General features: G+C 34.5%; 14 protein-coding genes. 8 read left to right on the top strand and 6 right to left on the bottom strand.

Annotation, left to right across the window (positions count from 1 at the left end; translation table 11 throughout):
- The first annotated feature begins 47 nt into the window (after nt 1-47).
- From MYP_RS22720 to mtgA, 3 genes are all read left to right on the top strand, one after another.
- Nucleotides 48-626: a nitroreductase family protein gene (locus tag MYP_RS22720; RefSeq protein ID WP_045468934.1), complete on the top strand. Its 579-nt coding sequence runs from the start codon at nt 48-50 to the stop codon at nt 624-626.
- A 77-nt stretch (nt 627-703) separates the two neighbouring features.
- Nucleotides 704-1,012: a GNAT family N-acetyltransferase gene (locus tag MYP_RS22715; protein ID WP_052430447.1), complete on the top strand. Its 309-nt coding sequence runs from the start codon at nt 704-706 to the stop codon at nt 1,010-1,012.
- A gap of 114 nt (nt 1,013-1,126) precedes the next feature.
- Nucleotides 1,127-1,813 (top strand): monofunctional biosynthetic peptidoglycan transglycosylase, encoded by a 687-nt coding sequence (mtgA, locus tag MYP_RS22710; RefSeq protein ID WP_370568898.1) that lies wholly within the window; start codon nt 1,127-1,129, stop codon nt 1,811-1,813.
- Between the two features lie 77 nt (nt 1,814-1,890).
- Here the strand turns inward: mtgA and MYP_RS22705 are convergent, their stop codons facing one another.
- The 3 genes from MYP_RS22705 to MYP_RS22695 form a co-directional block, all read right to left on the bottom strand.
- Nucleotides 1,891-3,909 (bottom strand): alpha-amylase family glycosyl hydrolase, encoded by a 2,019-nt coding sequence (locus MYP_RS22705; protein WP_231570088.1) that lies wholly within the window; start codon nt 3,907-3,909, stop codon nt 1,891-1,893.
- A gap of 95 nt (nt 3,910-4,004) precedes the next feature.
- The gene (locus MYP_RS22700; RefSeq protein ID WP_045468931.1) at nt 4,005-4,349 is read right to left on the bottom strand and encodes a hypothetical protein; all 345 of its coding nucleotides are present in this window, start codon (nt 4,347-4,349) and stop codon (nt 4,005-4,007) included.
- A 160-nt stretch (nt 4,350-4,509) separates the two neighbouring features.
- The gene (locus MYP_RS22695) at nt 4,510-4,824 is read right to left on the bottom strand and encodes a hypothetical protein (protein WP_045468927.1); all 315 of its coding nucleotides are present in this window, start codon (nt 4,822-4,824) and stop codon (nt 4,510-4,512) included.
- Between the two features lie 314 nt (nt 4,825-5,138).
- Between MYP_RS22695 and MYP_RS22690 the strand changes: the two genes are divergently transcribed.
- The 3 genes from MYP_RS22690 to MYP_RS22680 are packed head-to-tail and all read left to right on the top strand — an operon-like array spanning nt 5,139 to nt 8,796.
- Nucleotides 5,139-5,660 (top strand): TlpA family protein disulfide reductase, encoded by a 522-nt coding sequence (locus tag MYP_RS22690; RefSeq protein WP_045468924.1) that lies wholly within the window; start codon nt 5,139-5,141, stop codon nt 5,658-5,660.
- Nucleotides 5,661-5,717: 57 nt separating this feature from the next.
- On the top strand, nt 5,718-7,949 hold the full coding sequence (locus MYP_RS22685; RefSeq protein WP_045468920.1) for a penicillin-binding protein 1A: 2,232 nt from the start codon (nt 5,718-5,720) through the stop codon (nt 7,947-7,949).
- 58 nt (nt 7,950-8,007) lie between these two features.
- The gene (locus MYP_RS22680; protein ID WP_045468917.1) at nt 8,008-8,796 is read left to right on the top strand and encodes an Fpg/Nei family DNA glycosylase; all 789 of its coding nucleotides are present in this window, start codon (nt 8,008-8,010) and stop codon (nt 8,794-8,796) included.
- Here the strand turns inward: MYP_RS22680 and MYP_RS22675 are convergent.
- Nucleotides 8,759-9,796 carry a hypothetical protein gene (locus MYP_RS22675; RefSeq protein WP_045468914.1) on the bottom strand — a complete coding sequence of 346 codons (1,038 nt, stop codon included), beginning with the start codon at nt 9,794-9,796 and terminating at the stop codon, nt 8,759-8,761. The genes MYP_RS22680 and MYP_RS22675 overlap by 38 nt on opposite strands.
- Nucleotides 9,797-10,143: 347 nt before the next feature.
- Between MYP_RS22675 and MYP_RS22665 the strand changes: the two genes are divergently transcribed.
- The gene (locus MYP_RS22665) at nt 10,144-10,917 is read left to right on the top strand and encodes an XRE family transcriptional regulator (protein WP_045468908.1); all 774 of its coding nucleotides are present in this window, start codon (nt 10,144-10,146) and stop codon (nt 10,915-10,917) included.
- A gap of 7 nt (nt 10,918-10,924) precedes the next feature.
- On the opposite strand, the gene MYP_RS22660 is transcribed toward MYP_RS22665, so the two are convergent.
- A complete protein-coding gene (locus tag MYP_RS22660; protein ID WP_045468905.1) occupies nt 10,925-11,671 on the bottom strand; it encodes a hypothetical protein in 747 nt (248 codons plus the stop codon).
- Nucleotides 11,672-11,734: 63 nt separating this feature from the next.
- Between MYP_RS22660 and MYP_RS22655 the strand changes: the two genes are divergently transcribed.
- A complete protein-coding gene (locus tag MYP_RS22655; RefSeq protein WP_045468902.1) occupies nt 11,735-12,280 on the top strand; it encodes a hypothetical protein in 546 nt (181 codons plus the stop codon).
- Nucleotides 12,281-12,332: 52 nt separating this feature from the next.
- Here MYP_RS22655 and MYP_RS22650 read toward each other — a convergent pair whose 3' ends face one another.
- Nucleotides 12,333-13,397, bottom strand: coding sequence for an AMP-binding protein (locus MYP_RS22650; RefSeq protein WP_052430445.1), 1,065 nt, complete (start codon nt 13,395-13,397; stop codon nt 12,333-12,335).
- Nucleotides 13,398-13,416: the final 19 nt, after the last annotated feature.

Below are 13,416 nucleotides of genomic sequence, written 5' to 3'. Positions count from 1 at the left end.
TATAATTATACAAAAATAAATAAAGATATAGTTTAAAATTTATTGTAATGGGAAATATTAAAATACATGAGCTAATAGAAAATCGTTGGAGTCCAAGAGCATATCAGACCAAGGATGTGGAGAATGAAAAACTTCAAAGAATTTTTGAGGCTTCCAGAAGAGCGCCTTCAGCAATGAACGAACAACCTTGGAGGTATATAGTGGGGGTAAAAAAAGACGGGCAGGTTTGGAGAAGCATTGCAAATAGTTTGAATGAAAGCAACCAGATATGGGCCCAACATGCTCCGGTTCTGATTTTGACTTTGGCCAAAAAACACTATACCCGAAACGGAGCAGAGAATTCCAGTAGGTATTATGATCTCGGGCAGTCTGTTGCATATCTTTCAATTCAGGCTACTAATGAAGGGTTGTTTTTACATCAGATGGGAGGTTTTTCCCAGGAAAAAGCAATAGAAAATTTACAAATTCCGGAGGAATTTGAACCGGTTACTGTAATTGCTTTAGGCTATAAAGGTGATCTCAATTCTTTGCCTCCAAATTTGCAAGAACGTGAAAAACAAATGGTTAATAGGATGCCGCTTAATCAGTTAGTTTTTTCGGAATGGGAAAATAGTTTTTTTGTTTAGGGATGTCACTTAACAAAATTTAAATCCTCCTAGTTATATTTTAAAAGTTCTTTAAATAAAACCATAGGAGGGTAACGATGATTTTCGATATAAAGCATGATGGGAAGAGTCAGAAATTCTTTATCGTTATAAATGGAAAGGAATGCAATCTAAAGTATGAAAAACTTTCCGATCAGATTTATGAGGTCAAGCAAATGTTTGTTCCAAAAAATTTGAGAGGCCAGGGGATTGCAGGTAGAATTGTGGAATTTTCTCTCAATTTTGCCAAAAAAAATTTTATTAAGATAAGAACGTCTTGTTCCTATATTCACAATTTCATAGAAAAAAGAAGAGAGTTTAAGGAGTTGTTGGTCACAACCTCTAAAGAGCCTGCCGTAATTATATAAGCCCGGTTAATCTTCAAATAACATATAACTTCATCCTGATTTTTCGATTCAGAAAATATATATTAGTAATTTCGTTTAGATTACTAAAATATGGATTGAGAAATCCGGATGAAGATGTTTTGGAAAAAGTGTGTAAGAATAATTAAACTGGCCGTAATTTTTTTTCTGGTCAGTACCTTGTTTTCAGTTATAATTTTAAGATTTGTTCCTCCAATTGCAACACCTTTGATGATCATGAGATGTGGTGAGCAGATCTGGAATGGTAAACCTCTAAAGCTTAAAAAGGACTGGGTGCCTTTTGAGGAAATTTCTCCAAATTTAAAAAGAGCGGTAATTGCATCGGAAGACCAGCGTTTTATGGACCATCATGGATTTGACTTTGATGCGATAAAAAAGGCTATGAAGTACAATAAAAAGGGAAAGAAAAAAGTAATAGGAGCAAGTACGATTAGTCAACAGGTTGCAAAGAATGTTTTTCTTTGGCCTTCCAGATCATGGGTGAGAAAAGGATTTGAGGTTTATTTTACTGTTCTTATAGAAATATTCTGGAGTAAGGAAAGGATTCTTGAAGTTTACCTTAACATTGTGGAGCTTGGAAATGGAGTATATGGTGCAGAAGCCGCATCAATATACTATTACAATATCAATGCAAAAAAACTTTCTAAAGATCAGGCGGCATTATTAGCCGCAATACTTCCTAATCCCTTAAAATGGTCTCCGACAAAGCCTTCCATGTATATTTTAAAGAGAAGGAACTGGATCAGACAGAATATGGCAAGAATGGGGAAGGTCGAGTTTTAATGAGAGGCTTAAAATTTATCCCAATAAAAAAGGGCCCGGATATTTATTCGGGCCCTTTTTATGTTTTAATATTAATATCAATCTATTTTTTTCATGACCAAAGCTGTTCTGTTGGTCAGATAAATACTTAAGGACTGGAATTCATCGGTTTCATGTATAAAGTCAGTATCAACTCTTCCAAATCCACCAAATTCCTTTTCATCAGAATTCAAAATGATTTTATACCTGCCCATTTCCGGAGCTCTGAAACGATAACCGAAAATTGAATTTCCAATGCTGAAGTTAAATATAAATATTAAGTTGTTTCTTTCGAAAATGATGACCTTATTAGCGGAGTCCATATTGATTTGTCTTCCGTGTAATGCGGATACAATATGGTTCTCTTTGATACAATGAATCATTGCTTTATCAAAGTTGGCAAGGTACTGATATTTCAGATTTTTACTGTCAACCAACGTCCATTGCCTGCGGGCATATTTGTAACTCCAGTTGTTTCCTTGTCTGGGAAAATCTATCCATTCCGGGTGACCGAATTCATTTCCCATAAAGTTCAGATATCCTTCTCCGCCCAAAGAAATGGTGAACAGACGGATCATCTTATGAAGGGCAATACCTCTGTCGATAACTACATTAGGATCATCAACCAGCATATGAAAGTACATTTCTTTGTCCATAAGCCAGAAGGCAAGTGTTTTGTCACCAACAAGTGCCTGATCATGGGATTCTGCATATGCAATTGTTTTTTCCTTCCATCTCCGGTTGCTTAAAACTGACCACATTTCATTTATATCCCAGTCTTCATCAGATCTTTCCTTTAATATTTTTATCCAATAGTCTGGAATACCCATTGCAAGCCTGTAATCAAAACCAAGTCCGCCTTCTTCTACTGTTCTGCAAAGGCCCGGCATTCCACTTACATCTTCTGCTATGGAAATTGCATTCGGGTTTACTTCTTTTATTAGTTCATTAGCAAGTTGCAGGTAAGTGATGGCATCCCACTCTACATCATTTTTAAAATATTTATCATAATGATCGAAGGATGTGGAGCCATGATGAAAATAAAGCATTGATGTAACACCGTCAAATCTGAACCCGTCGAACTTATATTCTTCAAGCCAGTATTTGACATTACTTAGCAAAAATTGCTTTACTTCCCATTTTCCATAATCAAAGATTTTGGAATCCCATCCTTCGTGATAACCTCTGCCTCCAGAATGGAAATATTGATGATCGGTTCCGTCAAATTCATTTAATCCTTCTGAAAGATTTTTTACTGCGTGAGAATGAACTATGTCCATAATAACAGCTATCCCCAGTTCGTGGGCTTTATTAATCAGATATTTTAAATCTTCCGGATTACCAAAGCGTGAAGAGGCTGCAAAAAAGTTAGATACATGGTAGCCGAAGGACCCGTAGTAAGGGTGTTCCATTACTGCCATTAATTGAATAGAATTGTATCCGTAATCTTTTATTCTTGGAAGGATTTCATCTGCAAATTCAATATAAGTGCCTAGTCCTTCTTTTTCCTGAGCCATTCCTACGTGAGCTTCGTAGATAATTGGTTCTTTGAGCACATCCTGAAGGTTCAGGTTATATGGCCCCCACTGGAATGGTGAAGGCTCAAACCAAAGCTGTCCGCTAAAATCATAAGTCTGAGGATCCTGAATGACCTTTTGTATATATGCAGGAATCCTGTCCATAGCGCCATTATTGGCTACGACATGAACTTTAATTCTGCTTCCATGAACAAAAGTATCTTTATATTGATCATAAGGAAGAAATATTTCCCAGTCCCCTCTGGGATTTCTGGTAAGAGAATGAGAACCTCTGTTCCATTGATTAAAATCACCAGTTAAGAATAATTGGTGAGCTTTAGGTGCCCATTCTCTGTACCACCATCCATTTTTTTCATTATCAAAGTTAACCCCATAGTATTTATGAGCATCAGCAAAATTGCTAAGACTTCCATAAGCCTTTTGAATTTCACTAAGAGCTTTATGATAACGTTCAAGACGAGCTTCAACATCATCATTATAGGGTTCCAACCAGGGATCATCCTGGATAAGAGGCAGTTTTTCTTTTTCCTTCACTGTCATTTAAAAAAGTTATGTTAGCTTAATAATACACGCTATAACTCTAATTTAAAAATTATTGTTTAGAGAATTTGATAACTTCTTTAATCAATAATTTATCAATCAGTAGTAATTAACTCATCTTCTGTAGTGCCAATTCTCGCAATAAGGATATTTTGAGCGCCTGAATATGCTACTAATGGCTTCTTATGAAGATTAATTGACTTTCGGATATATCGGATATCTACCTTTTTTGTTGTCTCTTTATCCACGGTTTTTACACTGTCCGCATTTAGAGAGTCTTTTGGAGTTGGGTCTGGTATTGATCTTGAACTTAATGTGTCTGTTTTTTTCTCAGGCAGCGGCCTGTTCATTTTATCTGTTTGTCCATTGTAAGGACTGCAGGCAAATACATTTCCCAAAAAGAAAATTAAAATGATGATATTCAGTTTAATATGTGACATAATTCCCTCCTTGAAATGGTGCTGTATAAGATTAAAACAAAAACTATGCAGTTTGTTTAATCAAAACGGGAATCGAAAAATGCAAGTTGGATTTAACTAATATTTAATTAGGAAAATCAGTAAGTTATGTTAAGAGTTATGAAATAAACAGAGAAAAAAATTATTCTAAATCTTCAGATAAATTATTTATATGAAGCTCATTTACTGAAAGTGTTTCTGAATCTACGTCCATTACAAATGATTTGAGTTTACCATCTTGTTGCTTAAATCGGATGAGACAGCGCTGGTTTGTTTCCCATTCAAAATTGACTGTTTTTTCATTCAGATCAGTAGCATAAATTTCTGCTGAAGGAGCTTCTGAAAATTCCATTCCTTTCAACCCAAATCGGACTGTAAATGGATCTACGAGGTTAGGCTTTATTCCTGAAATAAAAATGGAGAGTGAGCCATCAGGGGAGGAGGAATATATGCTCATTTCTTTCTTGCTTGTGCACGAAAAAAGCACTAGTGAGAACAGGCAAGAAATAACAATATGTTTCATTTAAGGAAGTGTCTGAATTGATAATCAAACCTAAATAAAATGGGAGTTAAACACAAGAATATCATTAAAAAAAAGATAAACATATCACTTACTGTCAATGATTAAAAGCATAGTCTAATTAGAAATACCAAACATCACACTAAAGATAACTTCATCCGGATTTTATTTTATCATCCAAGACTGTATCTTTAAATTTCAGAGATGAAAATGAACTTATTGGACTTAAACCTAATTTAAATTCAAGTGCTATGAAAAAGATATCGTGGTTATTGTTTTTTCCGGTCTTCCTTTTTTTGTTAAGCTTCAAGCCAAAGGAAATGACTTTGGAAACTAACAAAAGGATTTATGAAGCAGCACCGGATTTTACCCTTACTGATATTGATGGTAAGAAAGTTTCATTGAGCGACTTCAAAGGTAAGGTAGTTTACATGGATATCTGGGCTACCTGGTGTGGTCCATGCATGAATGCAATTGCGCTATCGCATGAACCTAAACAGGAATTTCTGGAAAATCCTGATGTTGTTTTTTTATATATTTCTATAGACCGGGAAAAAGATAAATGGAAAAAGGTCGTTAAGAGAAAAGGAATTGAAGGAATTCACGTTCATTCTTATGAAGGAAATGAGAGTTCAATTCTAGCCAAATATGGAGTTGTATCTATTCCGCGCTTTATTTTGATCGATAAAAACGGAAATATAGCGGATCCGAATGCAAAAGCTCCTTTCGAAGATGGATGGTCTGAGGATATGAAAAAATTACTTGCACAATAATATTGGTATTGACTAAAAGACATTTTAAATTGGGTTCTTTTTAGAACCCTTTTTTGTATGATTAGCTTTAAAGACAAAAAGATTAAATTCCTTTGGGTAGGATTCTGGAGTTTTGCTTTGTTCATTGCATTATTCATTTTTTCTATATCCATAAACCTGTTTGATTTATTTGGTAAAATTCCTTCACTAGAAATTCTTGAAAATCCTAAAAGTGACCTTTCTTCAGAAGTTTACACTGAAGACAATGTACTGATGGGTAAATATTTTAAGTATAACAGATCTAATGCAGATTACAGTGATTTGCCTGTTGATTTGGTTAATGCCTTGATAGCTACCGAGGATGTTCGTTTTTACAGACATTCAGGAGTAGATTTTAAAGGTACTTTTGCTATTTTTCTCTATGCTGTTACAATGCAGAAAAGGGGATCTAGCACCTTAAGTCAGCAGTTAGCCAAAAATCTTTTTCAGATGAGGCAGTCCAAAGAATATCAGGGACCTCTTAGCAAATTTATGCCTGTGGTTAAATTCAAGGAAATAATCACTGCTATCAGACTTGAAAGAGCTTATACAAAAAAAGAAATTCTCAATATGTATCTGAACACGGTAGAGTTCGGGAATGGAACATATGGAATCACATCTGCAGCTAAAAAATATTTTAATAAGAAAACATCTAAACTTAATACTGAAGAAGCTGCTTTGCTTATAGGCTTGCTTAAAGGACCAAGTGTTTATGATCCTATCAGAAAAGAGGAAAAAGCATTAAAAAGAAGAAATACGGTTTTAGGGCAGATGGTAAAATATAATTACTTAAGTAAGGATCAGTTTGAAAAGCTTAAGCTGAAACCTCTTGCTCTGGATATTACTTATGAAAATCAAAATACCGGCCTTGCTCCATACTTCAGAGACTACATAGAAGACTATCTTGTTAACTGGTGTGATGAACATGGTTATAATCTTTATGCTGACGGTTTGAAGATATATACAACCATTAATTCAAAATTACAGACTTATGCAGAAGATGCTGTTTCGAATCATATGAAGGCTCTTCAAAAGGAGTTTTTTGCGGAATGGAAAGGTAAGACTCCCTGGGCAACAAATAAAGTTGATGATAAAAAATTTGTAGAGAGATTTGCAAAAAGGTCTGAAAGGTACCGAGTCTTGAAAGCTGAGTTGGGAGATAATCCGGATGAGATTTTCAAGGAAATGAACAAGAAGGTTAAAATGAAAATCTATACGTTAAATGGAACCAAGGATACAACTATGAGTCCGATGGATTCTGTCAGGTATTACCTTCATTTCCTGCATACCGGAATGGTAAGTATGGATCCTCATAATGGTCAGGTTAAAGCCTGGGTAGGGGATGTTAACTTCAGGTATTTTAAATATGACCATGTTAAAAGAGGGGCAAGACAACCAGGTTCAACCTTTAAACCTCTGCTTTACGCCTATGCAATAGAAGAAAAAGGTTTAACCCCTTGTTCCAAAGTGCTGGATACCCAGGTTCCTTTCACAATGCCCGACGGAAAAGTCTGGATACCCAAAAACAGTAATAATAATTACTCTAATGACTATATGACCTTGCGTCGAGGAATGGCAAGGTCTGTGAATACTATAGCTGCTTATCTGATGAAATTAAGCGGTCCGGATTCTATCGTTGCATTTGCCAAACGTCTTGGTATAACCTCTCAGCTGGAAGCAGTTCCTACACTCGCGCTTGGAACAAGTGACGTGTCAGTTTTTGACATGACTCAGGCTTATTGTGCTTTTGTCAACAATGGCTACAGATTTGAACCATTAATGGTTACCAGAATTGAAGATAAATATGGCAATGTTCTGGAGCAGTTTAGAAATATTCCTCAACAAGTAATCTCTTCTGAAACTGCTGCATCCATGATTTATATGCTCAAAGGATCAGCAGAAGAAGATGGAGGTACTGCCAGAGACCTTGTAAGGAAGTTTAATATTACAAGTGAAGTTGGTGGAAAAACAGGTACTACACAAAACTCTGCAGATGGCTGGTTTATGGGGATATCGCCGGATCTTGTTTCTGGCGTATGGGTTGGTGCTGATGATAAAAATATTCACTTCCCGGACATGAAATTTGGACAGGGAGCAAGAATGGCATTACCTATATGGGGACTATACATGCAAAAAGTTTTTGCAGATAAAAATTTGGGTGTAAAAACGAAATTTGAAATCCCCGAACCTCTCAAGACTTCTTTTGATTGTGAATCTGCTGGCGATGAAGTAGATTCCACTATAGTGGATTTGACTCCTTCCTTTGATTAACATATAGCACCAAACACTTTATTCCTTTGTTTTTTTGATAAGATAAAGGAATAAAGTTATGCCGGAACTACCAGATGTTTCTGTCTTCAAAGATTATTTTGACAAAACTACTTTCAAAAAAAAGATTAAAAGAGTTGAAGTTTTTGAAAAACGTATTATTAAAGGAACCTCAGAAAAAGAACTAAACAACGTCTTAAAGGGCAAGTTTTTTAAAAAATCAGGTAGGTATGGAAAACATCTCTTTGCAGAAATAGATTCTGAAGCGGGCCTGGATATTCATTTCGGAATGACAGGTGATCTTGAACTTATTGATGATCTTTCTAAAATTCCTCCATTTACAAGGTTACTTTTTATTTTTCAGGACGGAGAAGGGTTAGCCTTTGAAGATCAGAGAATATTCGGACATATCAGTCTTGTACATAACTTTGATGATCTGATCTCACGATATCGATTAGGAAAAGATGCTCTGGAAATAACCGCTGAAGAGTTTCAGGAAACAATTCATAAAAGGAAAGGGAAGATCAAATCTCTTCTGATGAATCAGTCTTTGATTTCCGGTCTAGGAAATGTTTATGCAGACGAAATTCTTTTTCAGGCTGGTATTCATCCGGAATCAAAGGGAAGCCGAATCCCTGAGGAAAAAATAAAGAAGTTGTTTTCAACTATGAATAAGGTTTTAAAAACCGCTATAAAATACGCTGCTAAAAGAGAAGATTTCCCATCTAAGTTTTTAATAAATCATAGAAAGAAAAATGAAGATTGTCCGGATAAATGCGGTAAAATCGACATAATTAAAATAAATGGGCGTACTACTTATTTTTGCGGCGCTTGTCAGGAGCTTTTTTAGGTTCCTTTCTTTGAACTATTAAATATTCAAGGTTGCCAAAAACAAAAGTATCCGGATGAGCGATACTTATATCATTAATATTTCCGGACCAGGTTTCTATAATATCATGTTGGGTATTGAAAGGGCCTTTATCGAAGTCAACTGCCCGGATTGTAATCTTATCATTAGGAGTACATAAAAAGTAGTTTGATTGGTATGGTTTATTATATTGAATTACATTTTTTATTTGAGGACTATGGTAAATATAATCATCACCGCACTGAATATCCCAGAAAAGATCAGGAAAACCTGTGCCTCCAAAAGCATAGTCGAACTTGGAAGGATCACATACTTTCGTATTCAGTTTGAATTTTAATACTTCAATAGAAGTATAGATAAGTTCAGGGGCATTAATCTGAAATTTTATTTTCTTAAAAGCTATTGACTTATGTGAAAAATAGTCAATCTCTTTAAGATCACTTTTCAGGCTATCTTGTTTAAAGCGGACAGGAATAGCTTCGACCACCAGGTTAAGTTCGTGTTTTCCTTTCGATAGTTCCAAAGATCGGATCGGAATGGCGCAATTGAAAATTCTATTACCTTCTTTAACAAGCAAAAATTCATCATGCAAGCTCAGGAATTTTTCGGAATAATAGTTGATTGGCGATGTATATCTCTTCAAGCCTGTGCAGGATAAGGAGATATATACGGCTTCAATTCCCTGTGTTTTTAACTCTTTCCAAAATTGATCTGAGGAAGCAATACTGAAATCAACTTGTATAACATTAGACTTCTCATTTGTAAGCGTGTCAATGCTGACGATATTAAATTTAAATCCATTTTCAAGAGAGTCAACTGTGGTATACTTAATACCTGAGTATATCAATTGTGTGGGCACCTGACTGCTATTTGATTCATGATGGGCAGCTTCCTTACAGGAAGGTATTAGAATAATTAAAAATAATGCAATGAGATTGACTAATAAAATTCGTTCCATTGAGTTGTTCACTCCTTTTTTCATTCGTTAATTATATTTTTATACTAATTACATTTGCTAATAATTATATTTTTCAGAAAATAGTACTAAAAAAATTAGCATATGTTGATTTTGTAATGTTTATTTGCTAAAAAACATCGTAAATATGTTAGTCTCTACTAAAAGGGGGTTTAAATTAAAATATTTTTTACGCAAACCTATACCAAATTCAAGTTTCATACTGGTGAATTACCTGTTTGAAGATAATACGGGATTTTTCATTCATGGTGAAAAACTGGTCGAAAATAAAAGCAGTTTAGGCAGAATGATCAATAATGTATTACAGGATATCAATATTTTGATTTAATTAGTAGATATAATTTAAAAGAAACATGACTCTGATAAGTGACAATATTAAGCATTTAAGGAAGCAAAAAGGATTTACTCAGGAACAATTGGCCGAAAAAGTTGGAATAAAAAGGTCATTATTAGGGGCTTATGAAGAGGGGAGAGCAGAGCCTGGTTTATATAACCTTATCATGTTTTCTAAAATATTGGAAGTATCTGTAGACGCCCTCATTAGTGGGGATTTAAAAGATCCTGAAAGCTATAGGCAAATGATGCAGAAAGATATTGAAGCTAAAAAGTTAAGAGTGCTTTCAATTACTGTAGATAAAAATGATAATGAATCAGTTCCTATGGTTCCTCAAAAAGCAGCGGCAGGTTATCTCAATGGATATGCCGACCCTGAATATATTGGGGACCTTCCTAATTTTTATCTTCCGAACTTTAAGAATGGAACGTTCCGTGCTTTTGAAATTTCAGGAGATTCAATGTTGCCGCTTGTCTCTGGTACCATTATCATTGGCCAATATGTCGATAACTGGAATTATGTCAAAGATGATCAGACTTATATTGTCGTGACTTCAAAAGAAGGTATAGTTTACAAAAGAGTGACTAATTACTTAAAAACTAAAGAGGTATTTCTTTTAACATCAGATAACCCGGTTTATTCTTCTTATGAAGTACACCCGGATGATATACTCGAAATATGGGAGGCTAAAGCGTTCATCAGTACTGAGTTTCCAAAGCCCGATATGTCAATTGAGAAGCTAGCGCACATGGTTGTAAACATGAAAGAAGAACTTAAAAACCTGAAGAAGTAAGTTGGGCTTACTTCTTCGATATTTTTTCAAACATTTCGATAAGTTTTGGTACACTTTTATCTTTTTCTGAAAGATTAACTACCCCCTCGTTTGCCTTAAACCAGATTCCTTCTCCTGTATTAATGTAATAACCTTGAGCTTTTCCTGGATTTGGTAGGCTGTTTTCATAAATATATTCAGGTAAATAAATTGCCTGAAGTGTATTTTTCAGGTCTTCCCACTTCAATTGAATAGTCTTTTTCTGATTGTTTTGTTCTATTTCAGCTATAAATTTTCGGGATTTAAATTCAGGTTTAAGATTTATAGCTACAAAGTCCTGAGGGAAATTCTTTATAAAGCTGATCTCTAAATTGCTTTCTTTTCCTGAAGTTTCATAAACAGCCTGTGTTACTTCTTGTATAAAATAAGCCCACTCTTCACTATTCTCAGGTGACCCGGAAATAATTTTAGGTGCTTCAATCAGTACTTTTATGTCTGATTCCTCTTTAACAAATGTTGATTTATTGATTAGGGATTGAATTGGATCAATCCATACAGAACTTAAACTGCCATTCCAGTTGTAATCATCGTTTAAAGTGAATCCTTCATCTAAAATTTCTTCTTCTGTGAGTTCTTCACGTCCAATATATTTAATATTAAATTCAACTTTGAGCAGATTGTTTGCGTTAATAAATTTCAAATTAATGGTGTTGGCGTAAGGGGGATAAAGGTCAGAAGGTGTAAAATTTATTTCAAAACTGTGAAAGTTATTCATATTTGATTTGTTTTTTTAAATTTTATAAATATTTTTCAACGCAAATTAGTACAAACGTAAATAATGAAAGGTTTAAAAAGTATTATCTGTGATACAATATTAGGTGAAACAGGTATTAAGTTGACAGCCAAGGATTTGGGTATTAAGTTCGAAGCTGATGGTGTTATAGTGAAGCTTTGGGATTTCGAAGTGCTTAAAATGGCTATTCATGGGCACAAAGATACAGATACTGCTGAATTTGCTGAAGATTTATTGGATGCTCTTTTTGAAGAATATTATGACTTCAGAGAGAAGGTCATTGAATTAAAGCTAGAAGATTTGAATCAGCGTTGGAGACCTTTGATTATTGAGACAATTACCCCAATCTTAAAGAAGAACAAGGTGAGTCAAGGTGTGTTGGATGTCTTGGATTATGAATTTGTAGATATGGGATATGTAAAAACACCATATTCTAACCCGGATGAAGAGGAATGGGGCTTCCCGATTTTTGCTCTAAGAATAACTGACTTTGAAGATCTGGAATATTTGCATACAATAGATGCTTATTCTGATTTGCAAAAGTTTGATTTTGAGGGGCTTGTTAAAGATTTTCTTAAAAAGATAAGATAGTTTTAAAAGCTGTTAATATTAAATAAACCTGTTCTGGGCAACCAGAACAGGTTTATTTATTGTTTTTAATTGTCATTAGTTTGTCAATTTTTCCTGAAGTGGTGTATTCGAAAGTTTTACAAAATACAATATATCTTGGCACTTCATATTTGGATAATTCTTTTTTTAATAACTGAAGAATTTCTGATTTTTGGGTTTCAATGCCTTCGTAATAAAAGGCCAATGCTTCTCCCAATTTTTCATCAGCATTTTTGCTTAAAAAGAAATTTCCATCATAATTTCTATCTTTTAGAATTGTGTTAATCTTATTTTCTATTGATTCTATCTGAAGTTTTATTCCTCCTGAATTAATAATATTATCAATCCTTCCAAGCCAGGTGAATTCTCTTTCAGAATGAAATTGAACGAGATCGTTAGTAATTATCCATTGATTGTTGGTTACGGTGCCTTTAATTTCCAGACAGCCTCTGGAATCTACTCTTGTCTCTATACCATCAAATACTTTAAAATAATCAGATTGCTCAGGCCCATTTAATAATTTTAACGCTATATGACTTACTGTTTCAGTCATTCCATATGTACTATAAATCGGGACAGTTAAATTCTGAAGTCGGGATTTCAATGATTCTGATACTACTGCCCCACCTACTATGACGGCTTTTAACTTGTTTAATTTTGCTGAACTTTCAGGATTATTTAATATGGTTTCCAGCTGAAGCGGAACTATTGCTGTAAAATCAAATTCAAACTTCTCAGGAATTGATTTAAATGGATCTGAAACAGGAGGGATGATATAAGCATTAAATTTTTCTATCAACGTTCTGACAAGCATCATTTTACCTCCAATCATATTGGTGTTGATGCAAATTAAGGCTCTATCTCCTGACTTCAGTTTAAGCGCTTTTATTGTAGCTCTGGCACTTGCTTCCATCTGTTCTCTGCTTATCTCAATGACTTTGGGTGTTGAAGTGGATCCAGAAGTCTTTAGATAAAAAATATCTTCGTAATTCAACCAGTCCTTTAAAAAAGTAATTGTCGTGGACTCATATTCATCGGAAGTGGTGAAAAGATCCAGCTTTTCTAATTCAATTTTTCGATTATTAAGGTAGACTTCCACGTGATTAAAACTAAAGTTT

It is taken from the genome of Sporocytophaga myxococcoides, from assembly GCF_000775915.1.
Taxonomy (GTDB): domain Bacteria; phylum Bacteroidota; class Bacteroidia; order Cytophagales; family Cytophagaceae; genus Sporocytophaga; species Sporocytophaga myxococcoides_A.
Note: the sequence above shows the minus strand (reverse complement) of the source record. Positions and strands in the feature narration are given on the sequence as shown.

Coding starts and splice junctions, on each gene's coding strand:
- MYP_RS22685 (WP_045468920.1), top strand. CDS start 5,718: ATGATTAGCTTTAAAGACAAAAAGATTAAATTCCTTTGGGTAGGATTC.
- MYP_RS22665 (WP_045468908.1), top strand. CDS start 10,144: ATGACTCTGATAAGTGACAATATTAAGCATTTAAGGAAGCAAAAAGGA.
- MYP_RS22715 (WP_052430447.1), top strand. CDS start 704: ATGATTTTCGATATAAAGCATGATGGGAAGAGTCAGAAATTCTTTATC.
- MYP_RS22675 (WP_045468914.1), bottom strand. CDS start 9,796: ATGAAAAAAGGAGTGAACAACTCAATGGAACGAATTTTATTAGTCAAT.
- MYP_RS22655 (WP_045468902.1), top strand. CDS start 11,735: ATGAAAGGTTTAAAAAGTATTATCTGTGATACAATATTAGGTGAAACA.
- MYP_RS22680 (WP_045468917.1), top strand. CDS start 8,008: ATGCCGGAACTACCAGATGTTTCTGTCTTCAAAGATTATTTTGACAAA.
- MYP_RS22705 (WP_231570088.1), bottom strand. CDS start 3,909: ATGACAGTGAAGGAAAAAGAAAAACTGCCTCTTATCCAGGATGATCCC.
- MYP_RS22695 (WP_045468927.1), bottom strand. CDS start 4,824: ATGAGCATATATTCCTCCTCCCCTGATGGCTCACTCTCCATTTTTATT.
- MYP_RS22720 (WP_045468934.1), top strand. CDS start 48: ATGGGAAATATTAAAATACATGAGCTAATAGAAAATCGTTGGAGTCCA.
- MYP_RS22690 (WP_045468924.1), top strand. CDS start 5,139: ATGAAAAAGATATCGTGGTTATTGTTTTTTCCGGTCTTCCTTTTTTTG.
- MYP_RS22700 (WP_045468931.1), bottom strand. CDS start 4,349: ATGTCACATATTAAACTGAATATCATCATTTTAATTTTCTTTTTGGGA.
- MYP_RS22660 (WP_045468905.1), bottom strand. CDS start 11,671: ATGAATAACTTTCACAGTTTTGAAATAAATTTTACACCTTCTGACCTT.
- mtgA (WP_370568898.1), top strand. CDS start 1,127: ATGTTTTGGAAAAAGTGTGTAAGAATAATTAAACTGGCCGTAATTTTT.